This window comes from Aurantimonas aggregata (assembly GCF_010500835.1).
GTDB lineage: Bacteria > Pseudomonadota > Alphaproteobacteria > Rhizobiales > Rhizobiaceae > Aurantimonas > Aurantimonas aggregata.
Genome location: NZ_JAAAMJ010000001.1, coordinates 658,182 through 672,036, shown reverse-complemented (window position 1 = coordinate 672,036; position 13,855 = coordinate 658,182). Strand labels below are relative to the sequence as shown.

Genomic DNA, 13,855 nt, shown 5'->3' with positions numbered 1-13,855 from the left:
GACGCGTCATTGGGGCAGGAGCGTGGCGGATATGTCGCACCGGTCAGCGAAGCATGCCGACGCGGTTAGCGAAGTGGCGGCTGGCGCTCCCTCGGGGCTTCCCGAGGAGCCTTGCCCTCGGCCGCCGGCTCGGCTATCGATCGTGCCATGGACACGACGATGATCCTCGCGATGAACTGGTGGCGGACGCGCTCATAGCGGCCGGACCATCACGCATGTGATCAGTACCTCAAGGCCGCCTCGGATCATCCGGCGGCCTTTTTGCTTTGTCGCCAGGGGTCCGGGTCGGAGACCCGCACCGAACCGCCCCAGGACCCGGAGAAGACTCATGGTGATCGAGCAGACCGAAGACGAGCGCGAGCGGTATGTCACCGCCGGCGGCATCGCGATTACCCGCAGCCGGCAGGTGGTGGCCTACGAAGGTGCGATCGAGCCGTATTTCGACTGGCTCGATGACCGCCGCGGCGCGGTGCTGTTCTCCAACTACGAATATCCCGGCCGCTACACCCGTCAGGACGTCGCCTTCGTCGATCCGCCGCTGGTCATCGCCTCGCGCGGCCGCGCACTGTGGATCGAGGCGCTCAACCCGCGCGGCGAGATCCTGCTCGGCTTTGTCGCCGATGCGCTGGCGGACCATGCGGACATTGCCCGGCTCGATCGGCAGGCATCCCGCATCGACCTCACTGTCCGCACGCCTTCGGGGGCGGTGACCGAGGAAGAGCGCTCGCGTATGCCGACCGTCTTCTCGGTGCTGCGGTCCATCGTGTCGCTGTTCAAGGCGGACGACGACGGCCAGCTCGGCCTCTACGGCGCCTTCGGCTACGACCTCGCCTTCCAGTTCGACCCCGTCGCCGAGGTGCTGCCCCGCGCTCCCGCCGGCCGCGACCTTGTCCTGTATCTGCCGGACGAGATCCTCTCGGTCGATCATTATTCGGCCAGCGCCGTGCTCACCCGCTATGCCTTCGCGCAGGGCGGCGTTTCGACCGACGGCGTCGCCGGCGGCAGCGAGCCGGCGCCCTTCGTGCCGGCCGAGCGCATTCCGCCGCGTGGCGACCATCGTCCCGGGGAATATGCCGAGCTGGTGCGCTCGGCGAAGGAGAAGTTCATCCGCGGCGATCTCTTCGAGGTCGTGCCGGGCCAGGTCTTCTACGAGCGGGCCGAGCATCGCCCGTCGGAGATCTCCCGCCGCCTCAAGGCGGTAAACCCGTCGCCCTATTCGTTCTTCGTCAATCTCGGCGACAACGAGTTCCTGATCGGCGCCAGCCCCGAAATGTTCGTGCGGGTGAACGGTCGGCGGGTCGAGACCTGCCCGATCTCCGGCACGATCAAGCGCGGCGAGGACGCCATCGCCGATTCCGAACAGATCCTGAAGCTGCTCAACTCGAAGAAGGACGAGTCGGAGCTGACCATGTGCTCCGACGTCGACCGCAACGACAAGAGCCGGGTCTGCGAACCGGGCTCGGTCAAGGTGATCGGTCGCCGGCAGATCGAGATGTATTCGCGCCTGATCCACACGGTCGACCATATCGAGGGCCGGCTGCGCGACGGCATGGACGCCTTCGACGCGTTCCTCTCCCATGCCTGGGCGGTGACGGTCACCGGCGCGCCGAAGCTCTGGGCCATGCGCTTCATCGAGAGCCACGAGAAGAGCCCGCGCGCCTGGTATGGCGGCGCCGTCGGCATGGTGCATTTCAACGGCGACATGAACACCGGCCTGACCCTGCGCACGATCCGGCTGAAGGACGGCATCGGCGAGGTGCGGGCCGGCGCGACGCTGCTCTACGATTCCAATCCGGAGGAAGAGGAGGCCGAGACCGAGCTGAAGGCCTCGGCGCTGCTCGGCGCCATCCGCGAGGCGGGCGCCACCGCCCCGGTCGGCGGCGACCGGCACACCGCCAAGGTGGGGGAGGGCATCCGCATCCTCCTCGTCGACCACGAGGATTCCTTCGTCCACACGCTCGCGAACTATTTCCGCCAGACCGGCGCCACCGTCTCGACGGTCCGCACGCCGGTGCCGGCGGACGTGTTCGAGCGGATCGACCCGGATCTCGTCGTCCTTTCGCCCGGTCCCGGCCGACCCTCGGACTTCGACTGCAAGGGCACCATCGCCGCGGCGCGTGCTCACGGCGCCGGGATCTTCGGCGTCTGCCTCGGCCTGCAGGCGTTGGCGGAAGCCTATGGCGGGTCGCTGCGGACGCTGCACCTGCCCGTACATGGCAAGCCGTCGCGCATCCGCGTGTCGCGGCCGGGCATCATCTTCGAGGGTCTGCCCAGCGAGGTCACGGTCGGGCGCTACCACTCGATCTTCGCGGATCCGGTGCGCCTGCCGAAGGAGTTCGAGGTCACGGCCGAGACCGACGACGGCATCGTCATGGCCTTCGAGCACCGCAGCGAGCCGGTGGCGGCGGTGCAGTTCCATCCCGAGAGCATCATGAGTCTCGGCGGCGACGCCGGGATGCGGATGATTGAGAACATCGTCGCCAAGCTGCCGCGACGTGCCCGCGTCAAGGCAGCCTGAAACCGTGAGCATGTCCGCCCCAGAGCCGAGGGACGCCGGCGCGACCCTCGTCACGCGCATCGCCATGGTCTCGGTGGTGATCGCGGTCGTCGTGCTCGGGATCAAGTACGCGGCCTATCACGTGACCGGCTCCGTCGCGCTATTCTCGGACGCGATGGAATCGATCGTCAACGTCGTCGCCGGGCTGATCGCGCTGTGGGCGGTGTCGCTCAGCTACAAGCCGGCGGACAGCGACCACCCCTTCGGTCACACCAAGGCCGAGTACTTCTCGGCGGTGGTCGAGGGCGTCCTGATCGTCGTCGCGGCGATGCTGATCCTGCGTGAGGCCTGGGGCGCCTACCTGGTGCCGCGGACGATGGAGGCACCACTCACCGGCATCGCCATCAACGCGGTCGCCACCACGATCAATGCCGCCTGGGCGGTCTATCTCATCCGCCGCGGCGCCGAGCGGCGCTCGCCGGCGCTGGCGGCAGACGGTCGCCACATCATGGCCGACGTCGTCACCTCCGTCGGCGTGATCGGCGGCCTGCTCATCGCGACTGCCACCGGCTGGTCTATCCTCGATCCGCTGATGGCAGCGCTCGTCGCGCTCAACATCCTGCGCGAGGGCTATCTTGTGGTGACCAGTTCGCTCTCCGGGCTGATGGACCAGGCCATGCATCCGGGCGAGGAGGCGCAGGTCCGCGATCTGATCTCCGCCAATGCCGACGGTGCCCTTGAGGTGCACGACCTGAAGACTCGGCTGGCGGGCCGCGCAATGTTCATCGAATTCCACATGGTGGTGCCGGAGGAGATGACCGTCGGCGCCGCCCACGACATCTGCGACCGCATCGAGGACGCCCTGAAGCTGAGTTTCGACGGAGCACGGGTCTTGATCCACGTCGAGCCCGAGGCCGAAGCGAAGCAGACCGGTGTGCCTGTGCTGTAGCGCCGTTTTTCGCAGTCTGGCTGGCGAATTCTGTTGCATTGCGCGCCGGAGTTTACGCTATGTTCCGGCGCGGCGAACATTCTGCGAAAACGGGACATGACGGTAGCTGTGGCTGCTCGGTCGAGCGGTGCGGCTTCCGCGGTGTCGCGTCACGGATGCGGGAAACGAGGGGAAGTCTTGACAGGGTCGGCGCCATCCAGGCTGAGGGGAATTCAAACGTTCCTGGCCCGCACGTCGCTCGGCGAGCGGCCGGTGCTGCGCTGGGTATTCGCCGTCGCCGCCTTCGTCATCGCCTTCACGCTTCGTTACGAGCTGGATGATCGGCTGCCGATCGGCTTTCCCTATCTGTCGTTCTTCCCGGCAATCATCATCACCGCCTTCTTCGCCGGAATCCGGCCAGGCATTCTCGTCGCTTTGGCTGGCGGCGTGGCGTCCTGGTACTTCTTCATCCCGCCCTTCGACTCCTTCGCGCTCACCGGCGGTTCGGTGCTGGCGCTCGGCTTCTACGTGTTCATCGTCACGGTCGACATCGTGCTCATCTACTGGATGCAACTCGCCCTGCAGCGCGTCACGGTCGAGAAGGAAGCCGCGAGCCGTTATGCCGGCGAGCGCGATCTTCTGTTCCAGGAGATGCAGCACCGGGTCTCGAACAATCTCGGCGTCGTCTCGGCGCTGCTCAACGCCCAGTCGCGCGGCACGACAAATCCGGAAGCGACGGCCGTGCTGCAGCAGGCCTCCGCCCGCATCGGGCTGATCTCCAAGATCCAGCGGCAGCTGCACGACCCCGGAAAGCAGACGCTCGACATGGGCCCCTATCTGGCCCAGCTCGGGCCGGACCTGCTCGAAGCGTCGGGCGTCGAGGGCGTTCGCTACGAGGTCGACGTCGAGGCGGTCGAGCTTTCCGCCGACATGGCCGTGCCGATCGGCCTGATCGCCACCGAGCTCATCTCCAACTCCATCGAGCATGGCCGGGTTTACGGAAAGGGCGGCGTGATCCGCGTCACGCTGGGACGTGATGGCGCGGGCAAGGACGGCATGGGCGTGCCGGTCTTCCTGCGCGTCGCCGATGACGGACCTGGCTGGCCGGAGGGTTTTTCGCCCGCCGCCTCGCGCAATCTCGGCATGCGCATCGTCGTGTCGCTGACCCAGCAGGTCGGCGGGCGTCTCGATATCAGCAACCAGGATGGGGCGGTGTCGACGCTTCGCTTCGTCTCGCGGCCGGCGCCGGACCTTACCGGACGCGCCGCCTGAGACGGGCATCCGCGGATGCCGCCATGAACAGCGATGCTTTTTTGCTTGCTTCGGCGCTGTTTCCGGTTAGCTTTGCGGCCATGAACCTTGCCTGCGCCCCTTTCGCGTCTTTCGCTGCTGCCGCCTCCGTCGGCAGCGCGCGCTCGGCCGGCCTGCTTCTTGGACTGCTTATCGGCGGCCGTCGGACCCGTTGATCGAAGGGGCGTCCGGCGGTCGAGCCGGCGCGTAGGACGAGCTTCCCGGCTCCCGCGCTCTGCCCCTCAATCTTTACAACATCGTTCCAATTGCCGATGACCCGGTCCGAAGCGCGCTCTGTCGCCGCCGCCGGCATCCGCCCGAGATGAAGGTCAGATCCATGTCCGTCAGTTCCACCGTCGAACCGGTCGACGAAGCCGCCAAGCCGACAGGCCGAACGTCGCCGATGCCGCTCGCATCCCGCAAGTACCAGCCCTACGGCCAGATCGACCTGCCCGACCGGACCTGGCCGTCGAAGACCATCACCGCCCCGCCGGTCTGGTGCTCGGTGGATCTGCGCGACGGCAACCAGGCGCTGGTCGATCCGATGGGCCACGACCGCAAGGCGCGGTTCTTCAGGCTCCTGAAGGAGATGAACTTCAAGGAGATCGAGATCGGCTTCCCGTCGGCCTCGCAAACCGATTTCGACTTCGCGCGCTGGTGCATCGAGGAGGGCGACACGCCAGACGACGTCTCGTTGCAGGTGCTCGTCCAGTGCCGGCCGGAGCTGATCCAGCGGACCTTCGAGGCGCTCGAGGGTGCGGTCCGGCCGATCGTGCATTTCTACAACTCGACGAGCGAGCTGCAGCGCCGCCTGGTGTTCCAGAAGGACCGCGCCGGGATCAAGCAGATCGCCACCGACGCGGCCAAGCTGATCTCCGACATGGCGGCCAAGGCCGGCGGCGGCTACCGGTTCGAGTATTCGCCGGAGAGCTTCACCGGCACCGAGCTCGAGTTCGCCGCCGAGATCTGCAACGCGGTCGCCGAGATCATCGGGCCCTCGGCCGACAACAAGCTGATCTTCAACCTGCCGGCGACCGTCGAGATGTCGACGCCCAACATCCATGCCGACCAGATCGAGTGGATGTGCCGCCAGCTCGACAACCGAGAGAACCTCATCGTCTCGCTGCACCCGCACAACGACCGCGGCACCGCCGTCGCGGCGACGGAGCTCGGCCTGATGGCCGGCGCCGACCGGGTCGAGGGAACGCTGTTCGGCAATGGCGAGCGCACCGGCAATGTCGATCTCGTGACCCTGGCGCTGAACATGTTCACGCAGGGGATCGACCCCGGCCTCGACATCACCGACATCAACAACATCAAGGACGTCTACGAATACTGCAACCAGCTGGCGATCCCGGAGCGCCACCCTTACGTCGGCGAACTCGTCTACACGGCGTTTTCCGGCTCGCACCAGGATGCGATCAACAAGGGCATGAAAGCGCGCAAGACCGCCAACAAGGAGCTGTGGGAAGTTCCCTACCTGCCGATCGATCCGAAGGATGTCGGGCGCAGCTACGAGGCGATCATCCGGATCAACTCGCAGTCCGGCAAGGGCGGCATCGCCTATGTGTTGCAGGCCGATTACGGCCTGAACCTGCCGCGCAATTTGCAGATGGAATTCCGCGAGGACATCCAGCAGATCACCGACGAGGAAGGCCGCGAACTGCCGGTGAAGCGCATCTACGACCGCTTCATCGAGCTTTACGTCGAGCAGCCGGACGCGCGTATCCGCTTCCTCGACCATCACACGCTGCCCGATCCGGCGCATCGCGGCGAGCGGCTGCTCGAGGCGACGATCCTCGACGGCGGCGAGGAGGTGACGATCACCGGGCGCGGCACCGGGCCGATCGACGGCTTCATCGACGCTTTGTCACGCCATCTCGGCATCGCCATGTCGGTCGCCGACTATTCCGAACACTCGCTGCAGCACGGCTCCAACGCCTCGGCGATCTCCTACATGGACATCGAGTACGAAAGCGGGGCGCAGGGCAGCGGGCGGCTGTTCGGCGCCGGCATCAACAAGAACATCGTCACCGCCTCGCTGCAGGGCATCGTCTCGGCTGCCAACCGCATCGTCGGAGCGGTGAAATGATGGTGGAAGGCGGCGTCCTCCTCGTCCGCGCGCTGGAAGTACAGGGCGTCACCCGCGTCTTCTGCGTGCCGGGGGAGAGCTATCTCCCGGTGCTCGACGCCCTTGTCGACAGCGGCATCGACACCGTCCTCTGCCGGCAGGAGGGCGGTGCCGCGATGATGGCGGAGGCCGACGGCAAGCTCACCGGCCGGCCCGGCATCGCCTTCGTCACCCGCGGCCCCGGCGCGACCAACGCCGCCTCGGGCGTCCACGTCGCCGCCCATGACCTGACGCCGATGATCCTGTTCATCGGCCAGGTGCCGACCGAGTTCCGCGGCCGCGGCGCCTTCCAGGAAGTCGACTACGACAAGATGTTCGGCGGCATGGCCAAGGCGGTGTTCGAGGCCGCCACCGCCGCCGAACTGCCCGACCTCGTCGCCGAAGCGTTCCGCATCGCCCTCGACGGCGCGCCGGGACCGGTGGTCGTCGCGCTGCCGGAGGACACGTTGTCGGGCGAAGCGGCGGCGGACATCCCGAGCCGCGTCGAGGCGATCGAGATCCATCCCGCCGAGTCCAAGCTCGAGGACCTCTGGGCGATGCTCGAGGGCGCGACGGCGCCGATCCTCATCCTCGGCGGTTCGCGCTGGACGGACGGCGCGATTGCCGACATCGAGGCGTTCGCGACGCATTTCCATCTGCCTGTCGCCTGTTCCTTCCGCCGCCAGTCGCTGTTTCCGAGCCTGCACCCGAACTACGCCGGCGATGTCGGCATCGGCATCGCGCCGGCGCTGAAGGCGCGGATCGCGGCGTCCGACCTCGTCATCGCCATCGGTGCGCGGCTCGGCGAGATGCCGAGCCAGGGCTACACGCTGTTCGACGTGCCGGCGCCGCGGCAGCGCCTCGTCCATGTCCTGCCCGACGACACCGAGCTTGGCCGGCTCTACCACCCGGCGCTGTCGATCCTCGCCGATCCTGTCTCCTTCGCGCGCAAGGCCGCGCAGCTGGCCGCCCCCGCGACGGTTGCCTGGTCCGGCGAGGCGGAAGCGGCGCACGCCGCCTATCTCGCCTGGTCGACGCCCGAGCCCGACGCCGCCGCGCGGCCGGGCTTCGTCGACATGAACGGCGTGATGGCGCATCTGGAAGCGGTGCTGCCCGCCGACAGCACGCTGACCAACGGCGCCGGCAACTATGCCGGCTGGCTGCACCGCTACCATCGCTTCACCGATCGCGCCGCGCAGCTTGCGCCGACCTCCGGATCGATGGGCTACGGCCTGCCGGCGGCGGTCGCGGCCAAGCTGCGCCATCCCGAGCGGACCGTCGTCTGCTTCGCCGGCGACGGCTGCTTCCAGATGACGATGCAGGAGTTCGGCACCGCCTGCCAGGCCGGCGCGGCGGTCGTCGTCCTCCTCGTCGACAACAGCCAGTACGGCACCATCCGGATGCACCAGGAGCGGCACTATCCCGGCCGGGCCTCGGCAACGGCTTTGGTCAATCCGGATTTCGCGGCGCTCGCCCACAGCTATGGCGGCTTCGGCGTGACGGTGACCGAGACCGCCGCGTTCCCCGCCGCGATGGAAGCGGCGCTGGCCGCCGGGGTTCCGGCGCTGGTGCATCTGCGAACCGATCCGGACCGCATTTCCACCTCCGCGCGCCTGCCCTTCGCGCCGACGCGAGACGCCGCAGGGTGAGCGATCCGGCGCGCCTCTTCGCGCTGGAAACCGGCGAAGGCCAGGGCGTGCCGATCGTCTTTCTGCACGGCTTCGACGGGCGGGCAGCCGTCTGGTCGGCGGTCTGCGCCGCGCTCGGCGACGTCGACCGCCGGACCGTCGCCTTCGATCTGCCCGGCCATGGCCGCTCGCTCGGTTATCCCGGCGCCGGGCCGGCTAAGGTCGCGGCCCGCGCGGTCTTGTCCGAGTTGGACCAACGGGGCATCGCGACAGCGCATCTCGTCGGCCATTCGATGGGCGGCGCCGTCGCCGCGTTGATCTGCCTGTTTGCACCCGAACGCGTGTCGTCGCTGACGCTGCTGTCGCCGGGCGGCTTCGGACCGGAGATCGGCATCGACCCGATCAGGGCCGTGATGGAAGCATCGGCGGGGCAGGAGCTGTGGCGCGCCGTCGGTTTCATGGGTGCACCCGGCTGGACGGCGCCGGTGGATGTCGCCGCCGCCGGTGTCGGCGAGCGGACGCCGCAAGCGCGGGCGGCGATGCGCCGGATCTTCGACCAGCTGTTCGACGGCGGCTGGCAGGGCGTGCTGCCGCTGGCGGCGATCGCGGGCAGGCATCGTCCTATCCGCGTGCTCTGGGGCGATGAGGATCCTGTCACGCCGATCACCCAGGCGAACGACCTGCCACCCGGCTTTGCCGTCCACCGCCTCGACGGCGTCGGCCACATGCCGATGCTGGAGGCGCCCGAGGCCTGCGCCGCGCTCATCCGCGCCGCCGTCGCCGACGAAAAATCGCCCTCCAGCGACTGATCGCCATGGCCGTGGTTCCTTCCGCCCGGAAAGCTGGGTAAGATGAAGAACGCGTTAACGAAGCGGATTCGAGGATGCCGGTCATGGGCGAAGGCAAGGACAATGCGGCGTCCCTGATGGGCACGAAGCGTCTATCCGATGCCGTGCGGCAGGCAAAGATCGCCGCGGCGCACCGGTCCGACGTGATCGTCGACATCCGCGAGGCCGATCGTGCCCGGCTGGAAATCCTGGCCGAGGAGCTGCAGCCGCTGCTCGACGAGCTGCCGCCGGGCGAGGACCTCTTCGATTTCACCATTTCCGGTGGCATGCATCCGCGACTGTGGATCGACGGCACCGCCAACGTCATGATGGCGCGGGACCGGCGCACCTATCGCCTGGTGCGCGAGACCCGTCTCGGCCGCGTTGTCCTGATGGAGGCGGCCGAGCCGCGGGTGATCGCCGACCGGGTCACCGACTACGTGGCCGAACGCATCGTGGAGCGCGACAAGGCCTTCGCGGCCGAAGACGGGCTGAACGAGCGGATGATCGCCCCCCCGCGCCCTGCCAAGGCCGTTAGCGACGAGCCGTTGCGTGCGCCGGCAGCACAGAGTCGCGCGTCGGATTTCGTGGTGGCGCTGACATGGCTGATGATCGGCGTCGTCATCGGCGCCGGCATCCTGCTCGCCATTGCCTCCTACCAGGGCGTTTCGATCGGCTGATCGATGGCGGGCGACGCGGGCCGCGGATGCGCAAACCCCTCTCTTGCGATTTCTATCGTTTAGCACTTGCGGTGCAAAGCAGATGAAATCGCTTTCTCCCCCTCAAGGGGGGAGAAAGCGCTAGCTTCAGCGATGATCCCCCTCTCTCCCCGTGAGGGAGAGAAAGCCTTTTCGCGGTCTTGGGCCGAGGCTTGCCGAGGACCAAGTCGCAGAAAAGGCAAGAGAGGGGTGAGGGACGTCGTTGCCGGTGGGCGCTGAGGCGCGTGGAAGCCAAATGCCCCTCTCTTGCGATTTCTATCGTTTAGCACCTGAGGCGCTAAGCCGATGAAATCGCTTTCTCCCCCTCGAGGGGGGAGAGGAGGCGCTACGTCGGCGGCGATCCGCCCTCTCTCCCCGTGAGGGAGAGAAAGCCTTTTCGCGGTCTTGGGCCGAGGCTTGCCGAGGACCCAAGTCGCAGAAAAGGCAAGAGAGGGGTGAAGGACGTTGCCGGTAGGCGTTAAGTCGATGAAATCGTTCTTCCCCTTCAAGGGGGAGAGAGGAGCCTGGGTCGAGGGGGAACCCGGAACAGAGAACGCAGTCGTCATCTGCCGCTACGTCAGGCCGCGCCCTGCGGTTCGCGCGCCGCTCTGGCGTCCTCGCGAGGCTTCGCCTGCACGGCCCGGCCGTTCGACAGCAATTCGCGCTCCCGGATCCAGTCGATGCCCGGTGCCTCCTTACGGGCGCCCCGCTCGCGCTGGACCAGCGACCACTTGCCTGGTCCTCCGTCTATCTCGAACAGATTGTAGCGCGATGCCGGGTTGGTGCCGCCCGGGCTCTGGCTCGCGGACGGCACCCCGACGACCGGGACCATGTGATCCGGTCCTTTCAGCCAGTGCAGCGTGTCGAGATGCGTATGGCCGTGCAGCACCAGATCGGCGCCCACCTCGTGGATCACCTTGTAGAAGAACTGCTTGCCCACGAGCCGTTTGTGCCAGGCCGCCGCACCGGAAACCGGCGGATGGTGGATCAGCACGACGCGGAAATGACCGGTCGCCCGGCAATTGTCGAGGAGCCGCGCGAGGTGCAGCGCCTGGCCGCGCCTGAACGTACCGGTCGCCAGAAATGGCGCCGTGGCCTCGGCGGTGGAGACGCCGAAGATCGCGACATTGTCGCGGACCCGCAGATAGGGAAAAGAATTGCCGACGGCCGACAGCGGATTGTCGCCCAGCATGTACTCGTGCCACTCCTTGTAGGCGCGCCTCAGCGCGCCCGGCACGTAGGCGTCGTGATTGCCGGGCACGACCGAGACGTCGCGCGGCAGCCCGAGTTCCTCCAGCCAGATACGCGCCGCGATCGTTTCCGTCTGGGTCGCGAGATTGACCAGGTCGCCGGTCACCGCGATGTGGTCCGGCGCCTCCTGCTTGATGTCCTGCACGAGGTCGGTCAGCGTCTCGCCGAACATCACGCGTCGGCGATTGCGGTGCCAGTTGACGTAACCTGTCACCCGCTTGGAAGCGAGTTCCCGGATGGAGAGTGACGGCAGCGGACCAAGATGAATGTCGGAGAGATGGGCAAGGCGAAACATTCCTGCCATCCTAGTTGATCGCGCCGCGATTGGTAGGGTTCGGCGCTTGGGAGAATCGATGCTGTTCGAAAAACCGTTGATCCGGCTTCTGCACGGCGTGCATCTCGTCGCCCGGCCGGTGACGCTCGGGGTGCGCGCCGCGATCTTCGATGCGGACGGTCGGATCTTCCTCGTGCGGCACACCTATGTTTCGGGCTGGTACATGCCCGGCGGCGGCGTCGAGCCTGGCGAGACCGCCATCGAGGCGCTGACGCGCGAGGTCTTCGAGGAAGGCAACATCGCACTCGAGGCGCCGCCCCAGCTTTTCTCGGTGTTCTTCAACCGCAACGCCTCGAACCGCGACCACGTCCTGCTCTATCGCTGCGGCGCCTTCAGCCAGGCGACGGGCAAGAAGCCCGACGCGGAGATTGCCGAGACCGGCTTCTATGCACCCGACGTGCTGCCCGCCGGGACCACCGACGCGACGCGTCGGCGGCTGGCCGAGCTGCGCGGCGAAGCTGAAACCGACCATTACTGGTAGCGGTCAGTCGGCGGCACCACCCGGCTGCAGGCGCTCGCGCCCATGCGGCCGGGTAAGATCCTGGTCCGGGCCGAGCGGCACGATGCCGGTCGGGTTGATCATCCGATGGCTCGAATAATAGTGACCCTTGATGTGCTCGAAATTGACCGTCTCGGCGATGCCGTCGGTCTGGTAGAGCTCGAGCATGTAGCTGAAAAGGTTCGGATAATCGGCGATCTGCCGCTGGTTGCACTTGAAGTGGCCGTGATAGACCGCGTCGAAGCGGATCAGTGTGGTGAACAGCCGCCAGTCTGCCTCGGTCGGCGCGTCGCTGGCGACGAGGTAACGCTGGCGCGACAGCCGGTCCTCCAGCTGGTCGAGCGCGCCGAACAGTTCGTGGAAGGGCCGTTCATAGGCCTTCTGCTCTGTGGCGAAGCCGCATTTGTAGACGCCGTTGTTGACGCTGTCGTAGACCATGGCGTTGACCGCATCGATCTCGGCAAGCAGCGCCTCCGGCGTGATGTCGACCGATGCGTCGCCCCACTCGTCGAAGGCCGTGTCGAGGATGCGGATGATTTCGGCGGACTCGTTGTTGACGATCGTGCCGGTCTCCTTGTCCCACAGCACCGGCACGGTGACGCGGCCGGTGAACTGCGGATCGGCCTCCAGATAGACCTCGTAGAGTCGCTGCTTGCCGAGCACGCTGTCGGGGATGGCGCCCGGACGATCGGAGAAGGTCCAGCCGTCGTCGCCCATCAGGAAATCGACGACCGAAAGCGAGATGACGTCCTCGAGCTTCTTCAGCCGGCGGACGATCAGGGTCCGATGCGCCCACGGGCACGCGAGCGAGATGTAGAGATGGTAGCGGCCGGATGCGGCCTTGAACGCCTTCTGGCCGTCAGGGCCGGGGGCGCCATCCGGCGTGATCCAGTTCCGGAACACCGTCTTGGTCCGCTCGAAACTGCCGCCGGTCGACTTGGTATCGTACCATTGATCCTGCCATTTGCCGTCGACCAGAAGTCCCATTGCGCCAATCCCGTTCTCGTTTGTCTGAGTTCCTGCCAGTCTAACAGGACTTGTCTCCCGCTGTTCCGGCTTGCGGCGTGACGGAGCGTCAACGGGCAAGGCGCCCGTCGCCAATGCTGGACCGCCTCTCGATGGAGTGATATCAGCACCGCTGACTGCGAAAGGGCGTTCGATGATCCTGCTGCGACGACGATACCGGCTGCGCGCCCCAGCGCTCTGATCGCCGTCGTTCGCCGCAGGTCCGAGGACCGAGGCGGCACCCCAAAGGCCTGCCACCCTGGTTCCCATCCATGTTCGATCTCGCCGCCGTCCGGTTTCTGCCGGAGCATCCCGACCATGCGCCGGTCATTTTGGCGATCACCGACGAGGCCTTCGGCCCCGGTCGCTTCGTGCGCGCGGCCGAGCGGGTCCGCGAAATGGCGTCGCACGATCCGGCGCTGTCCTTCGTCGCCGAGCACGACGGCGCGATCATCGGCTCCGTCCGCCTGACCCCCATCGCGATCGGCACCGCGCCGTCGCTGATGCTGGGACCGCTGGCCGTGCGGCCCGACTACAAGAACCGCGGGGTCGGCAAGGCCCTGATGAAGCTCGCGGCGGACGCGGCGCGCGAGGCGGGCGAGCGCTCGGTCATCCTCGTCGGCGACCCGCCCTATTACGCGCCGCTCGGCTACCACCCGTTGCCGGCCGGTTCGGTGCTCATGCCAGGTCCGGTGGATTTGTCGCGGCTGCTCGGCCTGCCGCTCGCCGACGGCGCGCTGGCCGAACTCGCCGGCAGGGTCGGGCCGCGGCTGGCCTGACGCTGACGT

Annotated in this window: 12 protein-coding genes; 10 read left to right on the top strand and 2 right to left on the bottom strand. The window is 67.2% G+C overall.

From position 1 onward, the window contains the following. Window positions 1–328 precede the first annotated feature (328 nt). The 8 genes from GTW51_RS03080 to GTW51_RS03045 all read left to right on the top strand — a co-directional run bounded on the left by GTW51_RS03080 (window position 329) and on the right by GTW51_RS03045 (window position 9,960). Window positions 329–2,518 (top strand): anthranilate synthase, encoded by a 2,190-nt coding sequence (locus tag GTW51_RS03080; RefSeq protein ID WP_163042383.1) that lies wholly within the window; start codon window positions 329–331, stop codon window positions 2,516–2,518. Window positions 2,519–2,528: 10 nt separating this feature from the next. Further along, window positions 2,529–3,446, top strand: a complete 918-nt coding sequence (locus GTW51_RS03075) for a cation diffusion facilitator family transporter (RefSeq protein WP_163042382.1) — start codon at window positions 2,529–2,531, stop codon at window positions 3,444–3,446. A 177-nt stretch (window positions 3,447–3,623) separates the two neighbouring features. After that, window positions 3,624–4,697, top strand: coding sequence for a sensor histidine kinase (locus GTW51_RS03070; RefSeq protein ID WP_163042381.1), 1,074 nt, complete (start codon window positions 3,624–3,626; stop codon window positions 4,695–4,697). A gap of 23 nt (window positions 4,698–4,720) precedes the next feature. Beyond that, on the top strand, window positions 4,721–4,891 hold the full coding sequence (locus tag GTW51_RS03065) for a hypothetical protein (protein ID WP_163042380.1): 171 nt from the start codon (window positions 4,721–4,723) through the stop codon (window positions 4,889–4,891). Between the two features lie 227 nt (window positions 4,892–5,118). Then, window positions 5,119–6,807 (top strand): 2-isopropylmalate synthase, encoded by a 1,689-nt coding sequence (leuA, locus tag GTW51_RS03060; RefSeq protein WP_163042673.1) that lies wholly within the window; start codon window positions 5,119–5,121, stop codon window positions 6,805–6,807. After that, on the top strand, window positions 6,804–8,474 hold the full coding sequence (locus GTW51_RS03055) for a thiamine pyrophosphate-binding protein (RefSeq protein ID WP_343033880.1): 1,671 nt from the start codon (window positions 6,804–6,806) through the stop codon (window positions 8,472–8,474). The genes leuA and GTW51_RS03055 overlap by 4 nt, the downstream gene beginning before the upstream one ends. Further along, window positions 8,471–9,262 (top strand): alpha/beta fold hydrolase, encoded by a 792-nt coding sequence (locus GTW51_RS03050; RefSeq protein ID WP_163042379.1) that lies wholly within the window; start codon window positions 8,471–8,473, stop codon window positions 9,260–9,262. The genes GTW51_RS03055 and GTW51_RS03050 overlap by 4 nt, the downstream gene beginning before the upstream one ends. A gap of 83 nt (window positions 9,263–9,345) precedes the next feature. Next, the gene (locus GTW51_RS03045) at window positions 9,346–9,960 is read left to right on the top strand and encodes a hypothetical protein (protein ID WP_163042378.1); all 615 of its coding nucleotides are present in this window, start codon (window positions 9,346–9,348) and stop codon (window positions 9,958–9,960) included. Between the two features lie 595 nt (window positions 9,961–10,555). Here the strand turns inward: GTW51_RS03045 and GTW51_RS03040 are convergent. Then, on the bottom strand, window positions 10,556–11,533 hold the full coding sequence (locus GTW51_RS03040) for a metallophosphoesterase family protein (RefSeq protein ID WP_425483221.1): 978 nt from the start codon (window positions 11,531–11,533) through the stop codon (window positions 10,556–10,558). A 49-nt stretch (window positions 11,534–11,582) separates the two neighbouring features. Here GTW51_RS03040 and GTW51_RS03035 point away from each other — a divergent pair, with 49 nt between their 5' ends. Continuing rightward, complete coding sequence (locus GTW51_RS03035) at window positions 11,583–12,044, top strand: NUDIX domain-containing protein (protein WP_163042376.1); 462 nt, start codon at window positions 11,583–11,585, stop codon at window positions 12,042–12,044. 3 nt (window positions 12,045–12,047) lie between these two features. On the opposite strand, the gene GTW51_RS03030 is transcribed toward GTW51_RS03035, so the two are convergent. After that, window positions 12,048–13,049 (bottom strand): glutathione S-transferase family protein, encoded by a 1,002-nt coding sequence (locus GTW51_RS03030; RefSeq protein WP_163042375.1) that lies wholly within the window; start codon window positions 13,047–13,049, stop codon window positions 12,048–12,050. Window positions 13,050–13,339: 290 nt separating this feature from the next. Between GTW51_RS03030 and GTW51_RS03025 the strand changes: the two genes are divergently transcribed. Continuing rightward, window positions 13,340–13,846: a GNAT family N-acetyltransferase gene (locus GTW51_RS03025; protein WP_163042374.1), complete on the top strand. Its 507-nt coding sequence runs from the start codon at window positions 13,340–13,342 to the stop codon at window positions 13,844–13,846. The last annotated feature ends 9 nt before the right edge of the window (window positions 13,847–13,855 follow it).

What these genes read in the sequence shown, in the direction of transcription:
- GTW51_RS03065 (WP_163042380.1), top strand. Translation starts at nt 4,721, where the DNA reads ATGAACAGCGATGCTTTTTTGCTTGCTTCGGCGCTGTTTCCGGTTAGC.
- GTW51_RS03040 (WP_425483221.1), bottom strand. Translation starts at nt 11,533, where the DNA reads ATGGCAGGAATGTTTCGCCTTGCCCATCTCTCCGACATTCATCTTGGT.
- GTW51_RS03030 (WP_163042375.1), bottom strand. Translation starts at nt 13,049, where the DNA reads ATGGGACTTCTGGTCGACGGCAAATGGCAGGATCAATGGTACGATACC.
- GTW51_RS03025 (WP_163042374.1), top strand. Translation starts at nt 13,340, where the DNA reads ATGTTCGATCTCGCCGCCGTCCGGTTTCTGCCGGAGCATCCCGACCAT.
- GTW51_RS03075 (WP_163042382.1), top strand. Translation starts at nt 2,529, where the DNA reads ATGTCCGCCCCAGAGCCGAGGGACGCCGGCGCGACCCTCGTCACGCGC.
- leuA (WP_163042673.1), top strand. Translation starts at nt 5,119, where the DNA reads ATGCCGCTCGCATCCCGCAAGTACCAGCCCTACGGCCAGATCGACCTG.
- GTW51_RS03080 (WP_163042383.1), top strand. Translation starts at nt 329, where the DNA reads ATGGTGATCGAGCAGACCGAAGACGAGCGCGAGCGGTATGTCACCGCC.
- GTW51_RS03035 (WP_163042376.1), top strand. Translation starts at nt 11,583, where the DNA reads ATGCTGTTCGAAAAACCGTTGATCCGGCTTCTGCACGGCGTGCATCTC.
- GTW51_RS03055 (WP_343033880.1), top strand. Translation starts at nt 6,804, where the DNA reads ATGATGGTGGAAGGCGGCGTCCTCCTCGTCCGCGCGCTGGAAGTACAG.
- GTW51_RS03045 (WP_163042378.1), top strand. Translation starts at nt 9,346, where the DNA reads ATGGGCGAAGGCAAGGACAATGCGGCGTCCCTGATGGGCACGAAGCGT.